Source organism: Flavobacterium sp. ZT3R18 (genome assembly GCF_007097385.1).
Taxonomy (GTDB): domain Bacteria; phylum Bacteroidota; class Bacteroidia; order Flavobacteriales; family Flavobacteriaceae; genus Flavobacterium.
Genome location: NZ_VJZS01000029.1, coordinates 1 through 20,671, shown reverse-complemented (window position 1 = coordinate 20,671; position 20,671 = coordinate 1). Strand labels below are relative to the sequence as shown.

General features: G+C 33.0%; 18 protein-coding genes. 4 read left to right on the top strand and 14 right to left on the bottom strand.

Going from position 1 to position 20,671, the window contains the following annotated elements:
* Positions 1–177: 177 nt before the first annotated feature.
* The 9 genes from FNW52_RS19125 to FNW52_RS19085 all read right to left on the bottom strand — a co-directional run bounded on the left by FNW52_RS19125 (position 178) and on the right by FNW52_RS19085 (position 8,077).
* A complete protein-coding gene (locus tag FNW52_RS19125) occupies positions 178–1,233 on the bottom strand; it encodes a serine hydrolase (RefSeq protein WP_143379076.1) in 1,056 nt (351 codons plus the stop codon).
* 220 nt (positions 1,234–1,453) lie between these two features.
* Positions 1,454–2,527 (bottom strand): AraC family transcriptional regulator, encoded by a 1,074-nt coding sequence (locus FNW52_RS19120; RefSeq protein ID WP_143379075.1) that lies wholly within the window; start codon positions 2,525–2,527, stop codon positions 1,454–1,456.
* Positions 2,528–2,618: 91 nt separating this feature from the next.
* Positions 2,619–3,158 carry a GNAT family N-acetyltransferase gene (locus FNW52_RS19115; protein ID WP_143379074.1) on the bottom strand — a complete coding sequence of 180 codons (540 nt, stop codon included), beginning with the start codon at positions 3,156–3,158 and terminating at the stop codon, positions 2,619–2,621.
* A gap of 9 nt (positions 3,159–3,167) precedes the next feature.
* Entirely contained in the window at positions 3,168–3,779 is a 612-nt protein-coding gene (locus FNW52_RS19110; protein WP_143379073.1) for a GNAT family N-acetyltransferase, read from the bottom strand.
* Between the two features lie 90 nt (positions 3,780–3,869).
* Positions 3,870–4,298 carry a hypothetical protein gene (locus FNW52_RS19105; RefSeq protein WP_143379072.1) on the bottom strand — a complete coding sequence of 143 codons (429 nt, stop codon included), beginning with the start codon at positions 4,296–4,298 and terminating at the stop codon, positions 3,870–3,872.
* Between the two features lie 212 nt (positions 4,299–4,510).
* Positions 4,511–5,092, bottom strand: a complete 582-nt coding sequence (locus tag FNW52_RS19100) for a TIGR00730 family Rossman fold protein (RefSeq protein ID WP_143379071.1) — start codon at positions 5,090–5,092, stop codon at positions 4,511–4,513.
* A 591-nt stretch (positions 5,093–5,683) separates the two neighbouring features.
* A complete protein-coding gene (locus tag FNW52_RS19095; RefSeq protein ID WP_143379070.1) occupies positions 5,684–6,094 on the bottom strand; it encodes a DUF6438 domain-containing protein in 411 nt (136 codons plus the stop codon).
* 85 nt (positions 6,095–6,179) lie between these two features.
* A complete protein-coding gene (locus FNW52_RS19090) occupies positions 6,180–7,142 on the bottom strand; it encodes a putative zinc-binding metallopeptidase (RefSeq protein WP_143379069.1) in 963 nt (320 codons plus the stop codon).
* 278 nt (positions 7,143–7,420) lie between these two features.
* Positions 7,421–8,077: a VOC family protein gene (locus tag FNW52_RS19085; RefSeq protein ID WP_143379068.1), complete on the bottom strand. Its 657-nt coding sequence runs from the start codon at positions 8,075–8,077 to the stop codon at positions 7,421–7,423.
* A 239-nt stretch (positions 8,078–8,316) separates the two neighbouring features.
* On the opposite strand from FNW52_RS19085, the gene FNW52_RS19080 reads away from it, so the two are divergent.
* The 4 genes from FNW52_RS19080 to FNW52_RS19065 all read left to right on the top strand — a co-directional run bounded on the left by FNW52_RS19080 (position 8,317) and on the right by FNW52_RS19065 (position 13,458).
* On the top strand, positions 8,317–9,039 hold the full coding sequence (locus tag FNW52_RS19080; protein WP_143379067.1) for a DUF4197 domain-containing protein: 723 nt from the start codon (positions 8,317–8,319) through the stop codon (positions 9,037–9,039).
* Positions 9,040–9,374: 335 nt separating this feature from the next.
* Positions 9,375–9,887, top strand: coding sequence for an RNA polymerase sigma factor (locus FNW52_RS19075; RefSeq protein ID WP_143379066.1), 513 nt, complete (start codon positions 9,375–9,377; stop codon positions 9,885–9,887).
* Between the two features lie 52 nt (positions 9,888–9,939).
* On the top strand, positions 9,940–10,851 hold the full coding sequence (locus tag FNW52_RS19070; RefSeq protein WP_143379065.1) for a FecR family protein: 912 nt from the start codon (positions 9,940–9,942) through the stop codon (positions 10,849–10,851).
* Positions 10,852–13,458, top strand: coding sequence for a TonB-dependent receptor domain-containing protein (locus tag FNW52_RS19065; RefSeq protein ID WP_143379064.1), 2,607 nt, complete (start codon positions 10,852–10,854; stop codon positions 13,456–13,458).
* A 295-nt stretch (positions 13,459–13,753) separates the two neighbouring features.
* On the opposite strand, the gene FNW52_RS19060 is transcribed toward FNW52_RS19065, so the two are convergent.
* From FNW52_RS19060 to prfA, 5 genes are all read right to left on the bottom strand, one after another.
* Positions 13,754–14,536, bottom strand: a complete 783-nt coding sequence (locus FNW52_RS19060; protein WP_143379063.1) for an alpha/beta fold hydrolase — start codon at positions 14,534–14,536, stop codon at positions 13,754–13,756.
* Positions 14,537–14,661: 125 nt separating this feature from the next.
* Positions 14,662–15,456: an ABC transporter substrate-binding protein gene (locus FNW52_RS19055; RefSeq protein ID WP_143379062.1), complete on the bottom strand. Its 795-nt coding sequence runs from the start codon at positions 15,454–15,456 to the stop codon at positions 14,662–14,664.
* 177 nt (positions 15,457–15,633) lie between these two features.
* On the bottom strand, positions 15,634–16,461 hold the full coding sequence (gene pyrF, locus FNW52_RS19050) for an orotidine-5'-phosphate decarboxylase (protein ID WP_143379061.1): 828 nt from the start codon (positions 16,459–16,461) through the stop codon (positions 15,634–15,636).
* Positions 16,462–16,757: 296 nt separating this feature from the next.
* The gene (locus FNW52_RS19045; protein ID WP_143379060.1) at positions 16,758–18,959 is read right to left on the bottom strand and encodes a DUF5723 family protein; all 2,202 of its coding nucleotides are present in this window, start codon (positions 18,957–18,959) and stop codon (positions 16,758–16,760) included.
* Between the two features lie 143 nt (positions 18,960–19,102).
* Positions 19,103–20,179 (bottom strand): peptide chain release factor 1, encoded by a 1,077-nt coding sequence (gene prfA / locus FNW52_RS19040; protein ID WP_116763738.1) that lies wholly within the window; start codon positions 20,177–20,179, stop codon positions 19,103–19,105.
* Between the last annotated feature and the right edge of the window lie 492 nt (positions 20,180–20,671).

Sequence of the window (20,671 nt, the reverse complement as noted above, 5' to 3'; positions counted from 1 at the left end):
AATTGCAAAACATCAATCAATTCAAGGGTTCAGAATCATCAATTTGTAGTACGGATTTATAGATCTAAACCTATTTAGCCGCATTTTGAAGAATAATTATCGGTGTTATTCCTTTTAATTTCTTGAAAGTGGCAAAGTAAGTAACCCCAAGATACAAACGAACCATCTATGGAAGCATTAATTTTTTCTGCTCAATTTTTCAATAGTATTGACTACTTCATTAATTCCGCCAAATTTTTCAGTTGGTATAAACATTCCATTGGCTAACAATATGATAGTCGTTCCTTTATCAAGAAACTTTCTATATGCCGTTGATACACCACCTGAGAATCCATAAGATAATTCTCCATTTGACTTTATTAAATCTAATCCATAAGTAAAATCTCTTTTTACCTCATAATTGAAGGGAGAAAATAATTGTGTCTTTGTTTTCTCTGAGATAAGTTCGTTATTGTCAAATTTCTTATTCCACTCAACAAATGAATTCAATGTCATATTTAGAGCGGCAGCTCCATATTCATATTCCGGAAAATTCCAATTTCTTTTAAAAAACTGATTACTGTTTACTGTATTTACATAACCATAGCTTAAATTTTCAACTACTTTTAGATTATTACCTTCAAAAACAACCGTTTTTAAAGAAGTTGGAAATTGTGTAGTGATTATATATTCACTCAAAGTTTTTCCAATTACCTTTTGAAATATTCGGTTTAAAAGCCAATAGTTGGTTTTATTATAGTCGAATTGTTTTCCTGCAGTAAATTTTACGGTATCCTTATATACTTTTTGTTTGGCATTTTCCTCTTTATCGTTTGTATAATTAACTATATCTGGCAATCCTGACGAATGAGTAAGGAGATTTTTTATTTGCACTTCTCTCCATTTAGTAGGCAAATCATCTAAAAAATCGGAGATACGATTATCTAAGGATAGTTTATTTTGCTCAATTAATTGATGAACAGCAACTACTGACATTACTTTTGTTGTAGAAAATAATGGGAATAAAGTTTTATCTGAAACAGGTACCGCCATTTCTATATTTGCAAGTCCATAATATTTGCTATGAATAACTTGCCCATTCTTAATTATAGCTAATGCCAAGCCTGGAATGTTGTATTGTTTCTGAACTTGTGCAATATAGCTGTCAATCTTTTTATTGTTTTCAGTTTGTGCCTGTATGTTTATAGCCGAAAGTGAAAAAAGCAGGCTAATCGAAAAGAATATATATTTCATTGGATCTGATTATTGGTTTATTTAGTTTTAAGAATATGGGTAGCAATTTTATCTACTATGGGCTTGTTAAAAAATAAAGTGAATGGAATTGAGGAAGTTATTTTGCATCGTTTATTTCAAAACCTTTACTAATTGATTATTCATGCTGCGAAATTGCGAAACATAATTCAATTCAAGGGTTCAGAATCATCAATTAGTAGTACGGATTTATAGATCTGAACTATTTAGCCATATTTTGAAGAAAAACGGTAGGTGTTGTGCCTTTTAATCTTTTAAAAGTAGCGAAGAATGTAGATTTTGAATTAAAACCCACTTCATAGCCGATACCTTCCAACGTTAGTTTATTCTCTGAAACCATAATAGTACAGGCTTCGTTGATGCGATATTCGTTGATAAAAGCAGTGAAATTTTTTCCCATATTGTCATTCAACAGTTGAGACAACTGGTGTACCGAAACGTTAATTTCTTTTGACAATTCGCTCAAAGTAAGATTGGCGTTTTGGTATATTTTTTTTTCAAACATTACTTGATGAAGTTTTTCAATCAAAACGGCAGCCGTGTCATTATCAACTTTTTTACTACCATATTTATTTGAACTAGCTGAAAACAAATCATCTGTTTTTTTCCTGTACAAAAGTTTTAATATGAAGATGTACAGGATAAACGTATAGGCAATTGAACCACTAATGTAAATTGGATAATTGATTGGCAGTAAACTTAAAACATAGGAAGTAAAAATGAGGATATTACCGCCATAGATACTCAACAACCATTTTTCGAACCCATTGATGTTCCTTTCTGTTGCTATTTTACGTTTTGAAAATAATTTATGCAGCATTGTTCGGAGTAGAAATCCTGTTGCCAAGATACAGACAAACCATTGTAGGTAAACTATTTTTACGAAATATAGATTCCAATATTTAGGATAAGTTTCATACGGAAATACTATCCCCATAGTCAAAATAACAGCTAATAAAACGGCAAAATTCCATTTCCATCTGTTGGGAATAACAATAGTTTGCTCAATAGATGATTTTACAAAATAAAATAATGCTGGTCCAATAAAAAAACAAGCAGAAAGCCCAATTTGCAAATAAATCCTTGGCAAATCAGGCTTGAAGAACAAAAAAACCGACTTCCCAATTCTGATGCTTAATGCCAGTAACAATATGCCTAAAAAATAATTAGAAAGGTGTTTCTTCTTAGTGAAAAAGAAAAAATAGCAACTTAAAATTAAGCCATTGAATGCACCCAATGCACTAAAAAAAAATAAGAGTTCTTTCGTAAAATTCATTTTAAATATGTACTTTTTTTTGCAATATTAGTAAAAAATCTATTGACTTCCACAACTTGGCATCGTTACAGTCCGTTTGAAAAAAATCTTTCTAGTCTGTTGATAAAATTGCATATCCATAATTATCCGACCAACCCGATTTTAAAGGTAAGAGCTTTCTAGTATGTGCTTCTCTTAACATACCCACTTTTTCTAAAACACTAATTGAACCTATATTTTCAATTGCACAACCTGCTTCAATTCTGTGAAGTTCTAAATCTTCAAACCCAAAATTAATTATTTTTTTTAGGCTTTCTATTCCGTACCCTTTATTCCAAAAATTGCAGTGAAATTTGAACCAAACCTCAGCATTCTTATACTTCTCCTTCCCTAAATTGATTCCGATTAATCCAATAAATTGATTATCATTATTTAATTCAACCGCAAAAGTATAGCTCTTGTTGTTTTCTAAATTATTCTCCAAAATCCATTTCTCAAGAATACTTTTTGTTTCATCAATACTATTTGGAATTCCCAACGTATTAAATTTATCAGTTTCAGCCAAACTATGTAATTCGTGAATTTTTTCAATATCATTTTCTGCTATTGGGCGTAAATTCAGTCTCTCCGTTTTTAAATATGTGTTGTTCATTTTTTATTTTTAGCGACTGGCAAAACCAGCTAATTTGGTTTCAAGTTTGTTTTTAACATTTTCAAACCATTCATTTTTGATGATACTTAATTTTACAGCATCTATTCTTTCTCCGTTTGCATCTGTACTACAATTTCTTAAAACGCCTTCTACAACGCAACCAATACTTTTCATTGCGTTTATACTTCTTTCATTTTTACTATTTGCTGCAAAAGCAACTCGTTCCATTTGCAATTTTTCAAACGCAAATTCCAACAATAAATATTTACAATTTTTATTTATTCCTGTTCCCTGATGCTTTTTTCCGTACCAAGTATATCCTATTTCAATAGTTTTTACTTCCAGGAAAATGGCATAAAAACGGGTACTTCCAACATATTTTCCGCTTATTTTGTCAAAAACAATAAAAGGATATTCTTTTCCATCTTCCCTTTGTTTAATGGCGTTAGCAATATATTTCTCCAGCTTTTCAGCTCCGTTTGCGCCATTTGAGTTAAAGCTCCAAATATCAGGTTCATTCACTGAATATTCTAATAAAAGATCAAAGTCTGACGCTTCTAGAGGTCTTAAACGAACGGTTTCGTTTTCTAAAATATAATTTTCTTTAAAGTTGAGATTCATTTATTTTGGCTTTATGTTTCTGGTTTTTTATTATTTGTCGTTGGCGATTCTTGCTGTTGTGAGAAGTTCTAACTATTCCGTAATGAGTTTTTATATTTTAAATATTTCAATTCTTTCCATCCAGAAGATCTCAGATTCTAAGAATGTAAGCCTTGTTTTAATTATTTGGTCCGTTTTGTCTCTAGGAGATTTTATTACAAATCTCGCCTTGGAATTAGTAAAGTCGAAAGTGTGTTTTTCATCAAAGTCTTTTTGTTTATCGGAAAAGAATGAAATCACTTTGTTTTCTATAGTCCATTTCCCTTTAGCATACTTATTTACTTCGGGTGGAATTCCTTGTTTAATGTTTGAATAATAGTGGAAGAAAAATGTTCCATCTTCATTTAAAGTCAATTTATATTCAAATAAGTCGCTTTCTGTAGTTTTAAGTGTAAGTAGGTAATCCCCAACCGCTTTATCCACTTGAGAGAATAACGTCAAATTGTAAATTAAAATTAAAATTGTAAAAATTGCTTTCATTGGAATAGTTCTAAATATGTGTTTTAAAATAGTATTTTCTTGATTTTACGGTATCTCATAGCATTTGTCACAACGTTTGGCTAGTAGGCGATGGTCGGGATAAGTAAACCTAATACTTCGGATAAACAATATTTTACAAGCACAAAACCAGCTTTAAATTCAGCCTAAATCCGACATATTACGAAACTACTGTTGTGCGTTCGTACTTTTATTTATTCATTTCCTTTTTTTATCCATTTCCCAACTTCGGGAGCAATATAATTTTTCATTTTAGTTAATAATTCTTCTGCATCATCACTTACAATTATCATTTCTTGATTTATTTTTTTCAGGAATCCTTTTTCAACCATATTTTCCATGAATTGGATTAACAAATCATAAAAACCACCAACATTTAAAATTCCAATTGGTTTTTTATGTAATCCAAGTTGTCCCCAAGTTAGCATTTCAAAAAATTCTTCTAATGTACCAAAACCTCCAGGCAGTGCAATAACTCCGTCACTTAACTCATTCATTTTGGTTTTTCGTTCGTGCATACTTTCCACAATTATAAGTTCTGTTAAGTTTTCGTGTGCAATTTCTTTTTCCGCTAAAAAACTTGGTAAAACTCCAATTACTTTTCCGTTTTTATTTAGGATTCCGTCAGCAACTGCGCCCATAAGTCCAACTTTTGCTCCACCATAAACCAATTCAAGGTTGTGACTTGCCATTATTTCTCCAAGTTGGAACGCTTTGATTTCAAAATTTTTTTCATTCCCAAAACTTGAACCGCAAAAAACAGTAATTCTGTTCATTTGTATTTTTTTTTAATATTGATTTTATCGTTTAAATTTTAGTTTTACCGACCAGGGCAAACGCATGAGTTTTAAAAACAACCGCAGATTCGCAGATTTACTTCTTGAAAAGCTGAATTTTGTGATTATAGAGAAATTAATTTGCGCTAATTCCGCTGAAAGTGGTTAATGCAGTATAGAAATTTTTATTAAAATCTGCGAATCTGCGGTAAAAACAACTCATGCGTTTGCCCTGTCTTACCGACTCTTCAAATATAGGATTTAATTTATAAAATAAAGATCGACTGAAATTATTTTACCGTTAATGACCTAAAATAACAAAACGGCTGCATTCCCTTAGGAACACAACCGTTTCGATTACTCTTTAGTTTGTATGGATATCCTTTGTAGTAACCATAATTGATTATTAGCCACAAATTTAAAGAAAGTGTAAAACTTTGACAAAGAGTTGCTAACTGGGTAAAGCCTTGTCAATGGAACGCGGATGACACGGATTGGCTAAAGCCAAAACGCAGAAAAAAACGGATTTTGAAAATAGTTAGATAGAATTACATGAATTAATTCGTGATAATTGGTATTCTAATCCCAATTTCACTGAATTTCTCGGATTATTTCTTGAATTAAAGAATCTATTTTTAATAGATTTCCTGTAACAGTATTAGCATTATACTTAACCCTTTTATTATTAAAAACTATGGTTGTAATTGGGATGTCTCTCCCTTTGACACTTTGATACTCTTCGACGGTTATAGCATTAAAAAGGGATTTTAATGTCGCTATTTTTTCCAGCGTTATAGTTGAATGGGCTTTCTTTTTCGAGGTGTTTTTAATACCATTATACAAAACAGATCCATTTTCAAAAATATATAAATCATAAACGGGGCAATTTCCTAAACACCCACTTTTGGAATACCTAAATAAAGCGGTATCGGTTTTTAAAACGGCTTTAGAAGGAGTGCAAGACCCCAGAAACACGATAAGGATTACTATGATTTTTTTCATTTTTTTATTATTTAAAATGGAATACAATGCTTTTTAAGCACATTTGAAACTCAAATTCACGATTGCATTCCATCAATTAATTCAATTAGTGCGATTTCGTTGGGTTCCCAAATGAATTTGCTTTTTTCCAACTACCAGGAGCTGGTAAAGCAGTGCTAACACCTAAACTTCTTGCTGTATAACTTAAATTTTTTCGGATATAGTTTCTTAAAGTAACCAATTCAGGATGATTGTACATTAATTGTATTTTTTGCTCGGCAATAGAATTTCCGTTAGCACCAGTGTTTCTGGTAACAAATGTTGCAAAAACTTCTGCAATATCCTCCCCAGGATTGGTAGCGGCGTATTGAGTGACGAATCGGGTGCTATTGTTAGTGTAAAACTTTTGCAATTCGCTTTCTCCTCCTTTTTGTGCTGTTATGAATTGGCTCCAAATGTCTCCCCAAAATTGACTCTGCAATTTGTAAATATAAGAATTGCTTTTGGCACAACCTTCGCCAGTAAAATAATTAGCACATGAACTTTCATTAATCGACGGATCAACTTGCTCGTTGTTAAGAGTCAAGATATGTCCAAACTCGTGAATGATCGTATAGATTAATTCTTGTTTGTCATCTGAATAATTAATGGCAATTCCCATTTTCCATTTGGTTAGATCTGAGTTTTTTTCGATAACAAAACCAGCCGTACCATCAGCCGTACCGTTGTAAATTAAAAATTCACTCATTTTGGTTCTATATTCCGTTGGCACAACTTTTTTTACCAAACTCCATATTTCTTGATGCTTTTGAGTGTCTTTTTGGTACTCTAAATCTTGCCCCGTAACTTTATAATCTTCAACTTTAACGATATTTTCGCCTTCAATTCTATATAGCGTTATACTTCCTTTTTCAGTTGTTTCTGCATTTCCGTTTCCTCCAGTACCATTAGTAGTATCAACAGTACTTTGCGGAACTGTATCGTTGTTACTATCATCACTACAGGAATTAAATGCAATTAATGAGGCAAATGATATTGCCAATAACGTTAAGTTTTTTAATTTTCTCATTACTATTTGTTTTTATATTAGACTTCGTTTTATATAAAACAGACCACTAATAAAAAACCCTACTTTTTATTTTAAAAAAATTAAAAAAATAACTGATGCGATTTAATGCTATTGAATAACAAGCAGTTTCCGAAAAAAATCGAAAAAATAATTTTATGAAATATAACTATCGTGACTAATCCCAAAGAATAATTTTTGCTACAGATTGCACAGATTACCACAGATTTGGTTTCTAGTAAAAAAAGACTCAACTAATTGAACATAATGAATTTATACTGCTATTCTAAAACTTCCAATACTTGTGTTTCTCCATTGTGGTCAAAAACCACTTTTGTCCAAAATGATTTAGATTTTTTATCCGTTGGGTACCAATCTCGATTTCCTTCCACAAGAATAAAAAGCCCTGTTGTGGTTCCCAAAACAATGAATTTATTTAGTTTCGGTTGTTTTGAATAAGCGGTAAGTCCATATTTATCAAACAGTTCCTCGCATTGTATCACTACATTTTCAGAAACCAACCCAATCTCGCTAACCGAAAGAATTGACGAACCATCAAACGGTTTTTGAGAAGCGTTATCCAAATCATTTCTCGCTATGAATTCCAAAATATTTCCATTATTGTCATAAAAATAAAAAGACTTGGCATTCCAATTGTAGAAATCGGCAATTTTATCGGGCGGAATGACATACATGATTTCCGTTTTCTTTTCTATCCAAGCAAAAGCCTCTAACAATTTGTTGTTGGGTATATCAAATGCAAAATGATACACTGGTTTTACATTTATGGAAGATCGGAAAGTCAGCTTTGTTACCCCAGCATTAAATGAAATACTGGAATGATCTTTATATATTGTTTCCAATCCTAAAACTTCGTTATAAAAAAGTTCCGTTTTAAGAATATCATCAGATAATAATTCTAATTCTAGTATATTCATAAAGATTTTAGGTTTTAGATTTTGTGTTGATAAATACAAAAATTGGCAATTACCCATATTTTCTATCATTAACTCTTTAAAAACACCACAACACACTTTTTTTCAATCAATTACAAATATAATAAATAAACAAAAGTGATTATTACAAATGAAGTTAATCGTTTTTTTAGCATTTCATTAGCAAATTGCTCCTCATTAGTAAATAATGTTTGTTTACATTTGAAAAAAAATAAAATAAAATGAAGAAAGCCCTATTCCTACTCCTTATTCTACCAGCTATAAGTAATGCCCAGTTTAAAGATATATTGACAAAAGCATCTAATAAAATCAATGCAGTAACTAATACAAACAACAGTTTAGACATTGCCGCGGGTCTAAAAGAAGCCTTAAATAAAGGAATAACGGAACAAGTGTCGAAACTAACCGCAATGGATGGTTTTTATAGAAATGAAGCCGTAAAGATTTTAATGCCCGAAGAATTAGCCAAAGTAGACAAAACATTACGAAAAATTGGCCTGTCAAAATTAGCCGATGAGGGAATATTAGCCTTAAATAGAGCCGCCGAAGATGCCGTAAAAGAAGCGACACCTATATTTGTATCATCGATAAAAAATATCACTATAACAGATGCTAAAAGCATTTTACTAGGAAAAGAAAATGCTGCTACCCTTTATTTACAGACTTCGACTTCGACCGCTTTGTATGCCAAGTTTAGTCCAGTGGTACAACAATCAATAGGGAAAGTGGGTGCCGATGTGGTTTGGACATCAATTATCAAACAGTACAATACCATTCCGTTTGTATCTAAAGTGAATCCTGATATTACGGATTATGTTACCAATAAGGCTTTGGATGGAGTATTTAAAATGATTACCATTGAAGAGAAAAACATCAGAACCAATTTGAATGCCAGAACCTCCGATGTATTGAAAAAAGTATTTGCTTTGCAGGACAAAAAATAATTTGAAAATTAAGCATTAATGAAATCCGCAAGACTTTATAATTTAAGTCTTGCGGATTTATAGTATTATAACTCAGCCTAACAAAAATTTGACCCGAATTTACTTCGTCTGTTCTTCTTTAAGTCCTACGTTAATTTGATATAAACTCAATTGTTTTCTTTGCTTATAAAAGTCAAAAGTTTGAATGTCATAATGCCGAAAGGACTTATCCTAAACAGCCTCATTAGTATTTTGACTATCAACTCTTTTGCAAATAACAGAACCAACATTAATCAAGACTTATTGGCTTTAGACTTTAAGGCTATATTTAATATCTTTGCCTCTTATATTTCAATATGTCTGATAAAAATCCATCCGTTTGTGAATCGAAGCAGTTTGAGGCTATCTTTAAAAGCTATTCAAAATCATTACGGAATTTCATTTATTACAAATCAGGAGATTTAGACCAATCGGAAGATTTGGTTCAGGAAGCTTTTGTGAAACTTTGGAATAATTGTGCTAAAGTTTCTATAGAAAAAGCAAAAAGTTTCCTTTACACGGTGGCCAATAACGCTTTTCTAAACGAAGTAGCACATAAAAAAGTCGTTTTAGAATATCAGAAACAATCACATAAGAGTTACACACATGAAAGTCCTGAATATCTCTTGGAGGAAAAGCAATATTCAGATAAACTACAAAATGCCATTGCCAATTTGCCCGAGAAACAAAGGGAAGTCTTCTTAATGAACCGAATCGACAAGAGGTCTTACAAAGAAATTGCCGAGACTTTAGACTTATCCGTCAAAGCCATTGAAAAAAGGATGCACTTGGCACTCGTAAATTTAAGAAAAACGATAGTAGAAATTTAACATACAAGTAGGGATAACCCGTTTTGAACTGTTGTATAATAAAATAAAAAACATGGAAATTTCAGATTTTGACGATACCTTTTTGGCTCGATGGGCCGAAGGTTCATTAACCGAGAAAGAACTCGAAGCTTTCAAAAAAACACCTGAATACCTTTCTTATGCTAAGATATTAGAAGAGACAGAAAATTTAGCTGTTCCTGATTTCAAACAGGAAAAGGTATTCAAGAAAATACAAAACAAAATCGCGCACAAACCAAAAGTATTTACCTTAAATAAGACTTGGATTGGAGCCGTAGCAGCCTCAATTGTAATTGCTTTAGGGGTGTTTTTTGTTTTCGAGGGCAAAACCAACTACAATACTAATTTTGGAGAACAACTTGTTATAAATTTACCTGACGCTTCCTTGGTTAATCTGAATTCAAAATCACATTTAGCTTTTAACAAAGTAACTTGGTCAATAAACAGGGTAGTTTCACTAGATGGAGAAGCATTTTTTAAGGTAGAAAAAGGAAGCAAATTTACCGTTAACACCCCCGAAGGAATCGTTTCTGTAAAAGGGACACAATTTAATATTCTCTCTAAAAAACAATTCTTTGAAGTAAGTTGCTACGAAGGAAAGGTAGAAGTATCACACCCTTATAAAAATACAACAGTACTGTTAACAAAAGGAGAAGTGATTAGAATTCAACCCAATTCAATCGAAAAAAGGACAATAACAGAGAAGACTCCCCGTTGGACTAAAGGAGAAAGTACTTTTGAGAGTGTTCCGCTATACTTAGTCATAGGGGCATTAGAAAATCAATATGGTATTGTCATAACAAACAACAAAGTCAATACAGCCCAATTGTATTCAGGAAGTTTTACCCATAGCAATTTACATTTGGCTCTTGAAACCGTTTTTGAACCCATGGACGTAGTTTTTGATATTGAAAACCCAAAAAGCATTGTTATAAAACCCAAATAGATGCCAAAAAAATATTTTTTATTTATTTTTCTATTGATAGGAGAAATGTCGTTTTGCCAAGAAATGAATATCACCATAAATAGCAACAATACTCCTTTTAAGGAGGTTATTGAATATCTAGAAAAAAAATATGATTTGCGATTTTCCTATAAAGATGAAACCATTGACGGAAAAAAAATTACTATTGCCCTAAAAGAGAGTAATCTAAAAGAGTTGCTCCACAAACTAGAAGAGCAAACATATTTAGAAATCAATTTAGTTAGCAATCGTTATATTATTATCAAGAAAAAAAATAATGCACTTACAATTTGCGGCTATCTTTATGATAAAGGCACCAACCAAGCCATAGCCGATGCGGCAATACGATTAGAAACAACAAAACAAATTGTCTACACCAATACCGAAGGTTATTTTAGGATAGAAGATGTAGCACCCAACGAAGTAATTGCTATTCAGCACCGAAGTTACATCGAACAAAAAACAACCGCTACCTCCTTGGCTAATACCGATTGTATAAAAATAGCGTTGCAATTGTCAACCACTATTTTAGAAGAGGTAATCATCCAGAACTATTTGACTCAAGGAATCTCAAGGAAGAGTAATGGTTCTATTTTGATAACGCAAAGCAAATTAAATTTATTACCAGGACTTACCGACCCAGATGTTTTAGAGAGCATACAATGGATTCCTGGAGTGATGAGTACCAGTGAATCTGTTTCGGAACTCAATATTCGAGGAGGAAAATCCGACCAGAACCTCATTTTGTGGGATGGAATGAATATTTATCAAAGTGACCATTTTTTTGGAATGTTATCCGCTTTCAATCCGTACATTATCAAGAAAACAACCCTTTTCAGAAATGGAGCAAGCGCACAATATGGCAACCGTATTTCTGGAGTAATCGATATTCAAACTGAAAACGAAATTCCAAAAAAAATCAACGGAGGACTTGGCTTTAATATGATTCATGCTGATGGATTTATTGCCTTACCCATTGTAAAAGACAAATTGGGTGTTTTTGTTTCGGCTAGAAGATCTTTTACCGATGTTGTTCCTACGTTTACCTACAAAAGTTTTTCGGAAAAAGTTTTTCAAAACACACGCATTTTAAGTGCTAAAAATGGATTTAATGAAGAATTTGACGAAGAATACACTGAATTATTAAACAAATTCTATTTTTTTGATTTTCATCTAAAATCAATTTGGAAACCTTCTGAAAGCAACAAAATCACTTTTAATATCCTCAACATAAAAAACAATTTAAAAAATAATGTTGCCATTTTACAAGATACGATTGCTAATAGAGATGAATTAAAAACTAAAAATGAAAGCATAGGAGCGAGTTGGCAAAAAAAATGGAGCAATACTTTAGAACAAGAAACCAAAATATATTACACCGATTATCTTTCAGAATACACCCATGATTTAAAAGACGAGGGTTACAACACACTTGTTTATAAAAACAACAATGTAACTGAACTAGGCGTACATCTTACCTTCAATTACAACCTAAAAGAGGATCAATTACTAATCATAGGAGGACAATTCAATCAAAATAAAGTAGGCTATAATCTTGAAGAACAATTTTACGGCAATTTTGCTAAAATCAATACAATCAATGACAATAGCCATTCCCAGATCTATTCGGCATTTTCAGAATACAAATACACCAAAGAAAAAAACATTTTTATAAATGCTGGTTTGAGAATCAATAGCTATTCATTCGATACCAATTTTAAGTTTGAACCCAGACTTTATATAGAAAAACAACTGAACCGTTATTTTAGAGCAAAGCTTTCTGGAGAAATAAGAAGCCAAGCCATCGGGCAATTTATAGAATTAAATGAGGATGATTTAGAAATGAGCAATCAAATATGGGTATTGTCTGACGATGAGAATATTCCTATTGTAGATTCGCAACAAATTGGCACTGGAATTCTTTTTTCTGATAACGGTTGGGACATCGATATGGATATTTATTACAAAAAAACGAACAACATATCGATACTCAATCCAAAGTCAATAACGGCAACAGATCCAGAAACGATATGGTATCATTTTGGCTCAGGAATAGCGCAAGGAATGGATGTTTTAATTCAGAAAAAATATAAAAATTTCAACAGCAGTATAGGATACTCTTTATCACAAACTGATTATTTGTTTGAAAGTATTCAACCCGAGATTTTTAGTGCCAGTACTAATGCAAAACATAATTTTAGATGGTCTACTAGCCACAAATGGGATGATTTAGAATTTTCAACAGGTTTCATTTGGCGCAGTGGAATTCCCTACACTCAAGCCATTGGAATTACATCAACAAATTCCAATGATGCAGTCTCGCTCTACGATTTAGAATATGGTAGTATTAATGAGAGCATTTTACCTAATTATTACCGCGTGGATTGCTCTGCAAGTTATCGATTTTATTATTCCGCCGAAAAAAAAGTACGCTCAAAAATAGGAATGTCTTTTTTAAACATTTTAAATCACAAAAACACAATCAATAGAAGTTATAAAATCAATTATGATTCAGAACCTGTTATTGTGAGAATAGACAAGCTCTCTTTAGGGTTTACTGCAAACTTAGTCTTTCGTTTAGAATGGTAACCAACAACACTAATCGATTTTAGCGCAATTATTTTATAATCAATTAGTTAAAAACACAAGCGTCAAAAAAAAATCAATATGTTAAAATTTAACGATAAATCTTAACTTTTCAAAAATAAGTAATAACAATTCCTTAACAACAATACATAAACAATATACTGATCTTTGCAGAGTAATAAACTGGTTATTTATTACATTGGTTTTGGTTAGTTATAAAAATGCCTGCATCTATATGATACAGGCATTTTTTTTTTATAACAAATAATTTCTGTATTAATTTATATACAAAATGGTATTATTTGGTATGTATAAAAGACAAAACAGCGGTATTAAAAGCATTAGGTTGTTCTACATTGACCACATGTCCGCAATTTTGAATTACAAATAACTGTGATGATCTATAATGGCTTTCTACAACCTTACGAACAGAAGGCAAAAACATATAATCTTCTTCGCCCATTACATACAGTGTTGGAATATCTAATTCTACTTGGCGAAACCATTTTAGCACGGGATTTATCTCGGCAGTTAGTTTAAACCATTTGATGAATTCTTTTTGGTACAATTTTTTGGCTTCGTTTATAAAAAGGGATCTCGATTGTTTGTGACTTTTTTTGGGCATAATCACAAATGCAAAGAACTTGTACAACACCAAATAAGGTAATACGTATTTAAAAGCATTCCCCAAACGCATTAAAACCTGTGATCTAAAATTCATTTTCAAGATTGCTCCTCCCATTATCATACTTTTTACACGGTCTGGATACATTTCGGCCAATTGTCTGATGAGAATCGTCCCCAATGAAATCCCTACAAAATGTGATTTTTGAATTTTAAGATGATCCAAAACCTCCAGTATGTCATTTGCAAGTGCAGAGAAGGTATATTTTTGTTTAAAAGCAGTTTTTAAGGTGGTTTGTGATTCACCATGCCCTCTTAAATCCAACAACAAAACATTGTAGGTTTTCTGAAAATCTCTAATTTGCTTGAACCAAATAGATGAACTTCCTCCAGCGCCATGCACAAATGTAACCCACTGCTCGCTGTTCTCGTTCTTATATATTGTATAATTAATCACTTATAGTTTTTTTTGGCAAATATAGTTTTTTTTCAGACTCCTATTAGACTTCTTCGATTTTTAGACTATTTTGGATTGTTAGACTTTCTATATTTTTTGCATTTTTAGATTCTTTCTATTTTCTATCAAATACTACTATGCAAATACTTAAAATAATCAAAAGCCTTGAGTAATCTACTTCCGTGCCAAGAGAACATTTCGCCATCTACTAAAATAGCTTTCGCATTCTGGGCGCATCTTGCTATTTCATAACCATCTTCGGCTTTGAACGGAAACGGTTCGGATGAAAGTAAAACCAAGTCCAGATCTCCTTCCTCTTCCATTTTATCAAGTTCAATTTCTGGATAACGCTTTTTCGAAGCGAAGTGATTTTGAAAATGATTCAGCTGTAATAATTCATCTATAAAAGTTCCCGAACCAGCTACCATATAAGGATTTTTCCAGATAAAATAGGCGACTTTCTTAACGGGAATGTCTTTTATGAAATTTTCAAAATCGCTCAAGGCAAAAGCCAATTTGTCGTTCCATTTCCGAGCTTCGGTTCTTTGGTTGAAAATTTGTCCAAAGTCGGTAATCATCTGAAAGTTGTCTTCAATAGTAGCGATATTGGTTACCCAAACCGTACAAATTTTACGCAACTCTTCAACTATTTCTTGGGTATTCTCCTCTTTATTGCAAATGATAATATCGGGTTCTAATAAACGGATTCTGTCATAATGCACTTTCTTCGTACCTCCAACTATTTTTTTTGTCGATTTAAAATGATAGGGATGCACACAGAATTTTGTGATTCCAACTATGCTTTCTTCCAAACCTAAATCATACAATAATTCAGTTTGAGAAGGCACAAGAGAAATGATTCGCTTGGGCGAAGATTCAAAAGAATGAGAAGTGCCGAGTTGATCGATGAGTGTTTTCATTTATTATGTTTCAGGTTTTCTTTGTTTCAGGTTTCAAGTTTTAGATTGTGTAATAAATTGCAAAGTTCGCTATAGTTTACGCTATGAACACAAAATTATTCTCTTTGCGAACCTTGCGAAAAAACTAAGCGAACTTTGCAGTTAAATTATACTCGAATCGGAAAAAACTTGAAACTTTTAAACCTTAAACTTTAAACTAATAATTTCTTCCATCTCCTGTTGCATTTTCAAAGCTTCTGCTCTGGCAACTTCTGCAAAATCAGTTCCGTTAGAGGCATAAATAATCCCACGAGACGAGTTGATCAGCAATCCTACATTGTCATTCATTCCGTATTTACACACTTCCGAAAGGCTTCCTCCTTGTGCTCCAACTCCCGGAACAAGCAAGAAACTATCAGGAACAATTTTACGTATTTCGGTAAAATATTCGGCTTTGGTAGCACCAACCACATACATTAGATTCTCGCTGTTTTTCCAAGTTTTAGAGGTTTCCAACACTTGTTTGTACAACTCTTTTCCATCCACTTGTAATGTTTGAAAATCAAAGGCTCCTTCATTGGATGTCAAAGCTAGCATAATCGTGTGTTTATTCTCGAATGCCAAAAAAGGCTCCACTGAATCCTTACCCATATACGGAGCCACCGTAACGCTATCAAAGTTTAAATCTTCAAAAAAAGCTTTGGCATACATCGATGACGTATTCCCTATATCGCCACGTTTGGCATCGGCAATGGTAAAAATTTCCGGATGCTTCTCGTTGATATAGTTTATAGTTTTTTGCAATGAAATCCATCCTTTTATTCCATACGCCTCATAAAAAGCAGTATTGGGTTTATAGGAAACCGTAAGGTCGTGAGTTGCATCAATTATGGATTTATTAAATTCAAAAATAGGATCTTCCAGTTCTAATAAATGCTTCGGAATTTTATTTAAATCTACATCTAGACCTACGCATAGAAATGATTTTTTAATTTTAATTTGATCGATTAATTGTTGTGTAGTCATTTCTGTTTTTTTTAAGCTCTTAAATTCAGGAGCATTAGTTCACTTATTAGAAAGCATGCAAAAATAAAAAAAGCCATTCAATTAAGAACGGCTTTTTTTTAGAATTAAAAACAAAATTCAGTAATTAGTGATTAGCTTTTAGTGATTAGCCCATGGTTTGCAATAAAAAATAGGAATCTATCACTAAAAACGATTTTCATTATTTTTTTGTACCTATTTCGAGTACACTACTATTATAACTTCCGATTTTAAACTAATCACTAAAAGCTATTCACTAATTACTGATACTATCAAAATTATAATTTTCCTTCGTATATAGTCCCTACGTGTATCACTTCGGTTCTTCTATTCTCGGCTCTTCCTTTTGCCGTTTTATTACTAGCAACAGGTTTAGACGCTCCAAATCCTTTATACGTCAAGTTTTCTGCATTAACACCTTTGGCAATCAAAGCATCCATAACTACTTTAGCTCTAGCTTCAGAAAGTTTTTGGTTCGCTTTAGCATTCCCTACGCTATCTGTGTGTCCTTCGATAGAGAATTTGGCATTTGGATAATTCTTGATGATTTCTTTAATAGCATCCAATCTTCCGTCTGTTTGTCCTTTATCAGCCGTTTGTAAAACTGCTTTTCCTGTCACGAAAAATACAGCTCTAGCTTGCACTTTAAGTTCTTTCAACACTTCTTTAGTCACTTCAGGACATCCTTTATTACTTGCTGGCCCTGGAACAGTAGGACATTCATCCTCTTTATCCAACACACCATCTTTATCAGCGTCTAACTCTGGACAACCTCCATTAGAAACTAATCCTTTCTCGTTAGGACATTTATCATCTTTATCCAGCACACTATCTCCATCAGTATCTGGCCAAGGACAACCTTTGTTTTCTACTGGACCTGCAACTGAAGGACAAGCATCTACATTGTCTAAAAGTGTATCTCCATCTGAATCTTTCCAAGGACATCCTTTGTTTTCTACTGGACCTGCAACGTTTACACAAGCATCGTCTTTGTCTAAAACCAAATCTCCGTCTGTATCTGGCCAAGGACAACCATTGTTTTCTGCTGGACCTGCTACTTTTTTACAAGCATCTACTTTATCGATCACACCGTCTCCATCTCTATCTTTGAATTTCTTTTGATAAACAGGGATTTTAAAACCAAAATAAACGTCTGCCGCTTTTGATTCTTTTGAAAGCCAATTCGTAATTAACGAACTAGACCCAACAAACATAGGTCCAAAACGCAATCCTGTTCCCACTTGCACTCCGCTATATTCCATATAATTTATAGGAAGAGAGAATGTAAACCATCTGGTTTCGTAACGAGGTGTCAAAATCAAAGTATTCGCTGAACTCGTTTTACCCAAAGCGGATTTGTCTACTAAACTAAGATTTCCATTTAAGTTCAAATAGAATTTCTTGTACATATTCCAATCAGCATCCAAATGCAATACGGTTGGCAAATTAGCTTTTACTGTTTTACGCACTGTGGTAGGAGTTCCGTAATGAAGCTTTAAAAAATCTCCAAGATTATCCGCATCATCAATATCTTTTTGAGAAACTGTCCCATTGATATTGTATGAATCTATTTTTGAATTTTTATAATTAATAGATCCTATATCTGTAATCGACAAACCAAAACGCAATTTGTATTTGTTCAAGTTTTTAAAATTATTGTCGGCAGGCTTGGCGTTGTTCAAATCATAAGACTCATAATCTGGTCTCCATTCGTATATAAAACCAAAATCAGCTCCATACCCTTTTGAGTTAGGGTCGAATTTAACATCCTTATCTCCAGTGATAAAATCCTGACTGCTACCGATAGTAAGCGTCCCTGTAGTTACCAATGTACTTGTTGAAGGATTATTGGTTTGATCAAATTTCGAGGTTACGTTATCTCCCTTAGCGTAAGAATTAACTCCTCCAACTAAATATTTAGCTGTCAAACCTCCTTTTAGAAAATGCTGTTTGCTTTGCCATAAAACCGCGGCATAAGAAGCTCCAACTTCACCCCAAGTATGCCCAGCCATATTTGGACTTCCAACATTAATATTAAAATCACTGGCATCATCTAAACCATCTTTCAATTCGTTATATAAATCTCCATTTACATTATTGGCATTGACAACCGCTCTGGCTCTAGTAAAAATAGCAATTGCATGTTTTGGAGCTATATTAAACATAAATGAAGGCCCCATCACATCAGAATACACGATGGCACCATTGTTTTTTGAAGGCGTTCTAACACCGTCTTTATTGGCATCATAAGAGTCCTTCGACAAGTCAAACAAACTTATACCATAAAAGTCATTGTTTAAGGAACTGCTGGTAGAAAACAAATTGATATCTGATTTAAAACGAGAATCAACAATAGACGCTGGGTTAAAAAGTACTCCCTGCACCCCTGCATAATTATCTGGAATATACCCCATATACGACTGGGCATTTGCTGTTATAACTGAAAATAGAGCAATTAAAAAAAGTAATGATTTTTTCATTAAATTGATTTTAGATTAATATTGAATTTGGTATTGTATTTATTTTAATAAGATTTTAATTCGTTTAACATAACAAAAGCACAAAAAAAACACTTATTTAGTTTTTCACAACCAAGTAAGTGTTATTATTTAATCATGTTTTATTAGAAAACTTCGCTTGCTTCTTTTAGTTTTTCCATGTTGTTGACCAATGCTAGCTCATCAACAATTTTCTGGATATCACCATTCATGATATTTCCCAAATCATACAAAGTCAATCCTACACGGTGATCCGTTACACGACCTTGTGCATAATTGTAGGTTCTAATTTTTGCCGAACGGTCTCCAGAGCTTACTTGAGATGTACGTTTTGTAGCATCCTCAGCCTGTTTTTTGGCTAATTCCTGTTCGTATAAACGGGAACGCAAAACGCCAAATGCTTTGTCTTTATTTTTATGTTGTGATTTTTGATCCTGACATTGCGCCACCAATCCGGTTGGAATGTGCGTTAAACGTACCGCCGATTTCGTAGTATTTACCGATTGTCCACCTGGTCCTGAAGAACAAAAGAAATCCACACGAACATCATTCATATCAATCTGCACATCAAATTCCTCTGCTTCCGGAAGTACCATAACTGTCGCTGCCGATGTATGTACACGCCCTTGAGTCTCCGTTTGAGGCACACGTTGCACACGGTGCACACCTGCTTCAAACTTCAAAGTTCCATATACATCTTCTCCACTAACTTCAAAAATTACCTCTTTGAAACCACCAGAAGTTCCTTCGTTCATATCTACAACCGAAGTTCTCCATCCTCTACCTTCACAATATTTAGTGTACATACGGAATAAATCCCCTGCAAAAATACTGGCTTCATCCCCACCTGTACCGGCGCGAATCTCCACCATCACGTTTTTCGCATCTTCTGGATCTTTAGGAATCAACATGAATTTGATTTCATCTTCCAATTCCGGCAATCTTTCCTTGGCTTCTTCCAATTGCATTTTGGCCATTTCGGTCATATCGGCATCACTTCCGTCAGCAATTATTTCGTTGGCTTCGTCGATATTTGCCATCAAAATCACGTATTCATCGCGTTTTTCGGCCAAAGCTTTTAAACTTTTGTACTCTTGATTCAACTGCACATAACGTTTCTGATCCGAGATCACATCCGGTTGAATGATCAAATCCGAAATCTCATCGAAACGTTGTTTTACTATTTGAAGTCTATCTAACATTTTCTTAGTCCTTTATTTGGAGTGCAAAATTACGAAATTTTTGTTTAAAATTCTATCATTAAAATTTTGAGTTTTTTAGAAGGAATTTCTCCAGAAACTTTAGTGGAATTATTATATTTTTTAGGAGCTGTTTCCTGCTATCCGCTGTATCTTTTTCTGGCAAAAAAAGCCAGAAAAAGGATGCCGCTTCTATCAGGGCTAGGGCATTTGTAATAAAAAACAGCAATTGTGGTTTCCTGTAAAGTTTTTAAATCAAAAGAAGTTACTTTTGGAAAAGATATAAAACCAAAGTTTATTATGTCAGCATTTTCGGTATTAAGTTATATATTTGAAGAAATAATAAATTCAAAACAAACAATCGTATATACATCCAAATGTGGGTAGATTGTCGAAACAAAGTTTCGCATATAAATAAGTTATGCCGGATTGCTCCGTGAACGAGACGCAACCGATTTTAATCAGGTGTTTAGCCCGAAAAGAATTTATAACGCA

What these genes read in the sequence shown, in the direction of transcription:
- FNW52_RS19065 (WP_143379064.1), top strand. Translation starts at nt 10,852, where the DNA reads ATGCCAAAAAAATATTTTTTATTTATTTTTCTATTGATAGGAGAAATG.
- FNW52_RS19090 (WP_143379069.1), bottom strand. Translation starts at nt 7,142, where the DNA reads ATGAGAAAATTAAAAAACTTAACGTTATTGGCAATATCATTTGCCTCA.
- FNW52_RS19115 (WP_143379074.1), bottom strand. Translation starts at nt 3,158, where the DNA reads ATGAACAACACATATTTAAAAACGGAGAGACTGAATTTACGCCCAATA.
- FNW52_RS19080 (WP_143379067.1), top strand. Translation starts at nt 8,317, where the DNA reads ATGAAGAAAGCCCTATTCCTACTCCTTATTCTACCAGCTATAAGTAAT.
- FNW52_RS19045 (WP_143379060.1), bottom strand. Translation starts at nt 18,959, where the DNA reads ATGAAAAAATCATTACTTTTTTTAATTGCTCTATTTTCAGTTATAACA.
- prfA (WP_116763738.1), bottom strand. Translation starts at nt 20,179, where the DNA reads ATGTTAGATAGACTTCAAATAGTAAAACAACGTTTCGATGAGATTTCG.
- FNW52_RS19070 (WP_143379065.1), top strand. Translation starts at nt 9,940, where the DNA reads ATGGAAATTTCAGATTTTGACGATACCTTTTTGGCTCGATGGGCCGAA.
- FNW52_RS19100 (WP_143379071.1), bottom strand. Translation starts at nt 5,092, where the DNA reads ATGAACAGAATTACTGTTTTTTGCGGTTCAAGTTTTGGGAATGAAAAA.
- FNW52_RS19110 (WP_143379073.1), bottom strand. Translation starts at nt 3,779, where the DNA reads ATGAATCTCAACTTTAAAGAAAATTATATTTTAGAAAACGAAACCGTT.
- FNW52_RS19105 (WP_143379072.1), bottom strand. Translation starts at nt 4,298, where the DNA reads ATGAAAGCAATTTTTACAATTTTAATTTTAATTTACAATTTGACGTTA.
- FNW52_RS19125 (WP_143379076.1), bottom strand. Translation starts at nt 1,233, where the DNA reads ATGAAATATATATTCTTTTCGATTAGCCTGCTTTTTTCACTTTCGGCT.
- FNW52_RS19075 (WP_143379066.1), top strand. Translation starts at nt 9,375, where the DNA reads ATGTCTGATAAAAATCCATCCGTTTGTGAATCGAAGCAGTTTGAGGCT.
- FNW52_RS19055 (WP_143379062.1), bottom strand. Translation starts at nt 15,456, where the DNA reads ATGAAAACACTCATCGATCAACTCGGCACTTCTCATTCTTTTGAATCT.
- FNW52_RS19085 (WP_143379068.1), bottom strand. Translation starts at nt 8,077, where the DNA reads ATGAATATACTAGAATTAGAATTATTATCTGATGATATTCTTAAAACG.
- pyrF (WP_143379061.1), bottom strand. Translation starts at nt 16,461, where the DNA reads ATGACTACACAACAATTAATCGATCAAATTAAAATTAAAAAATCATTT.
- FNW52_RS19120 (WP_143379075.1), bottom strand. Translation starts at nt 2,527, where the DNA reads ATGAATTTTACGAAAGAACTCTTATTTTTTTTTAGTGCATTGGGTGCA.
- FNW52_RS19095 (WP_143379070.1), bottom strand. Translation starts at nt 6,094, where the DNA reads ATGAAAAAAATCATAGTAATCCTTATCGTGTTTCTGGGGTCTTGCACT.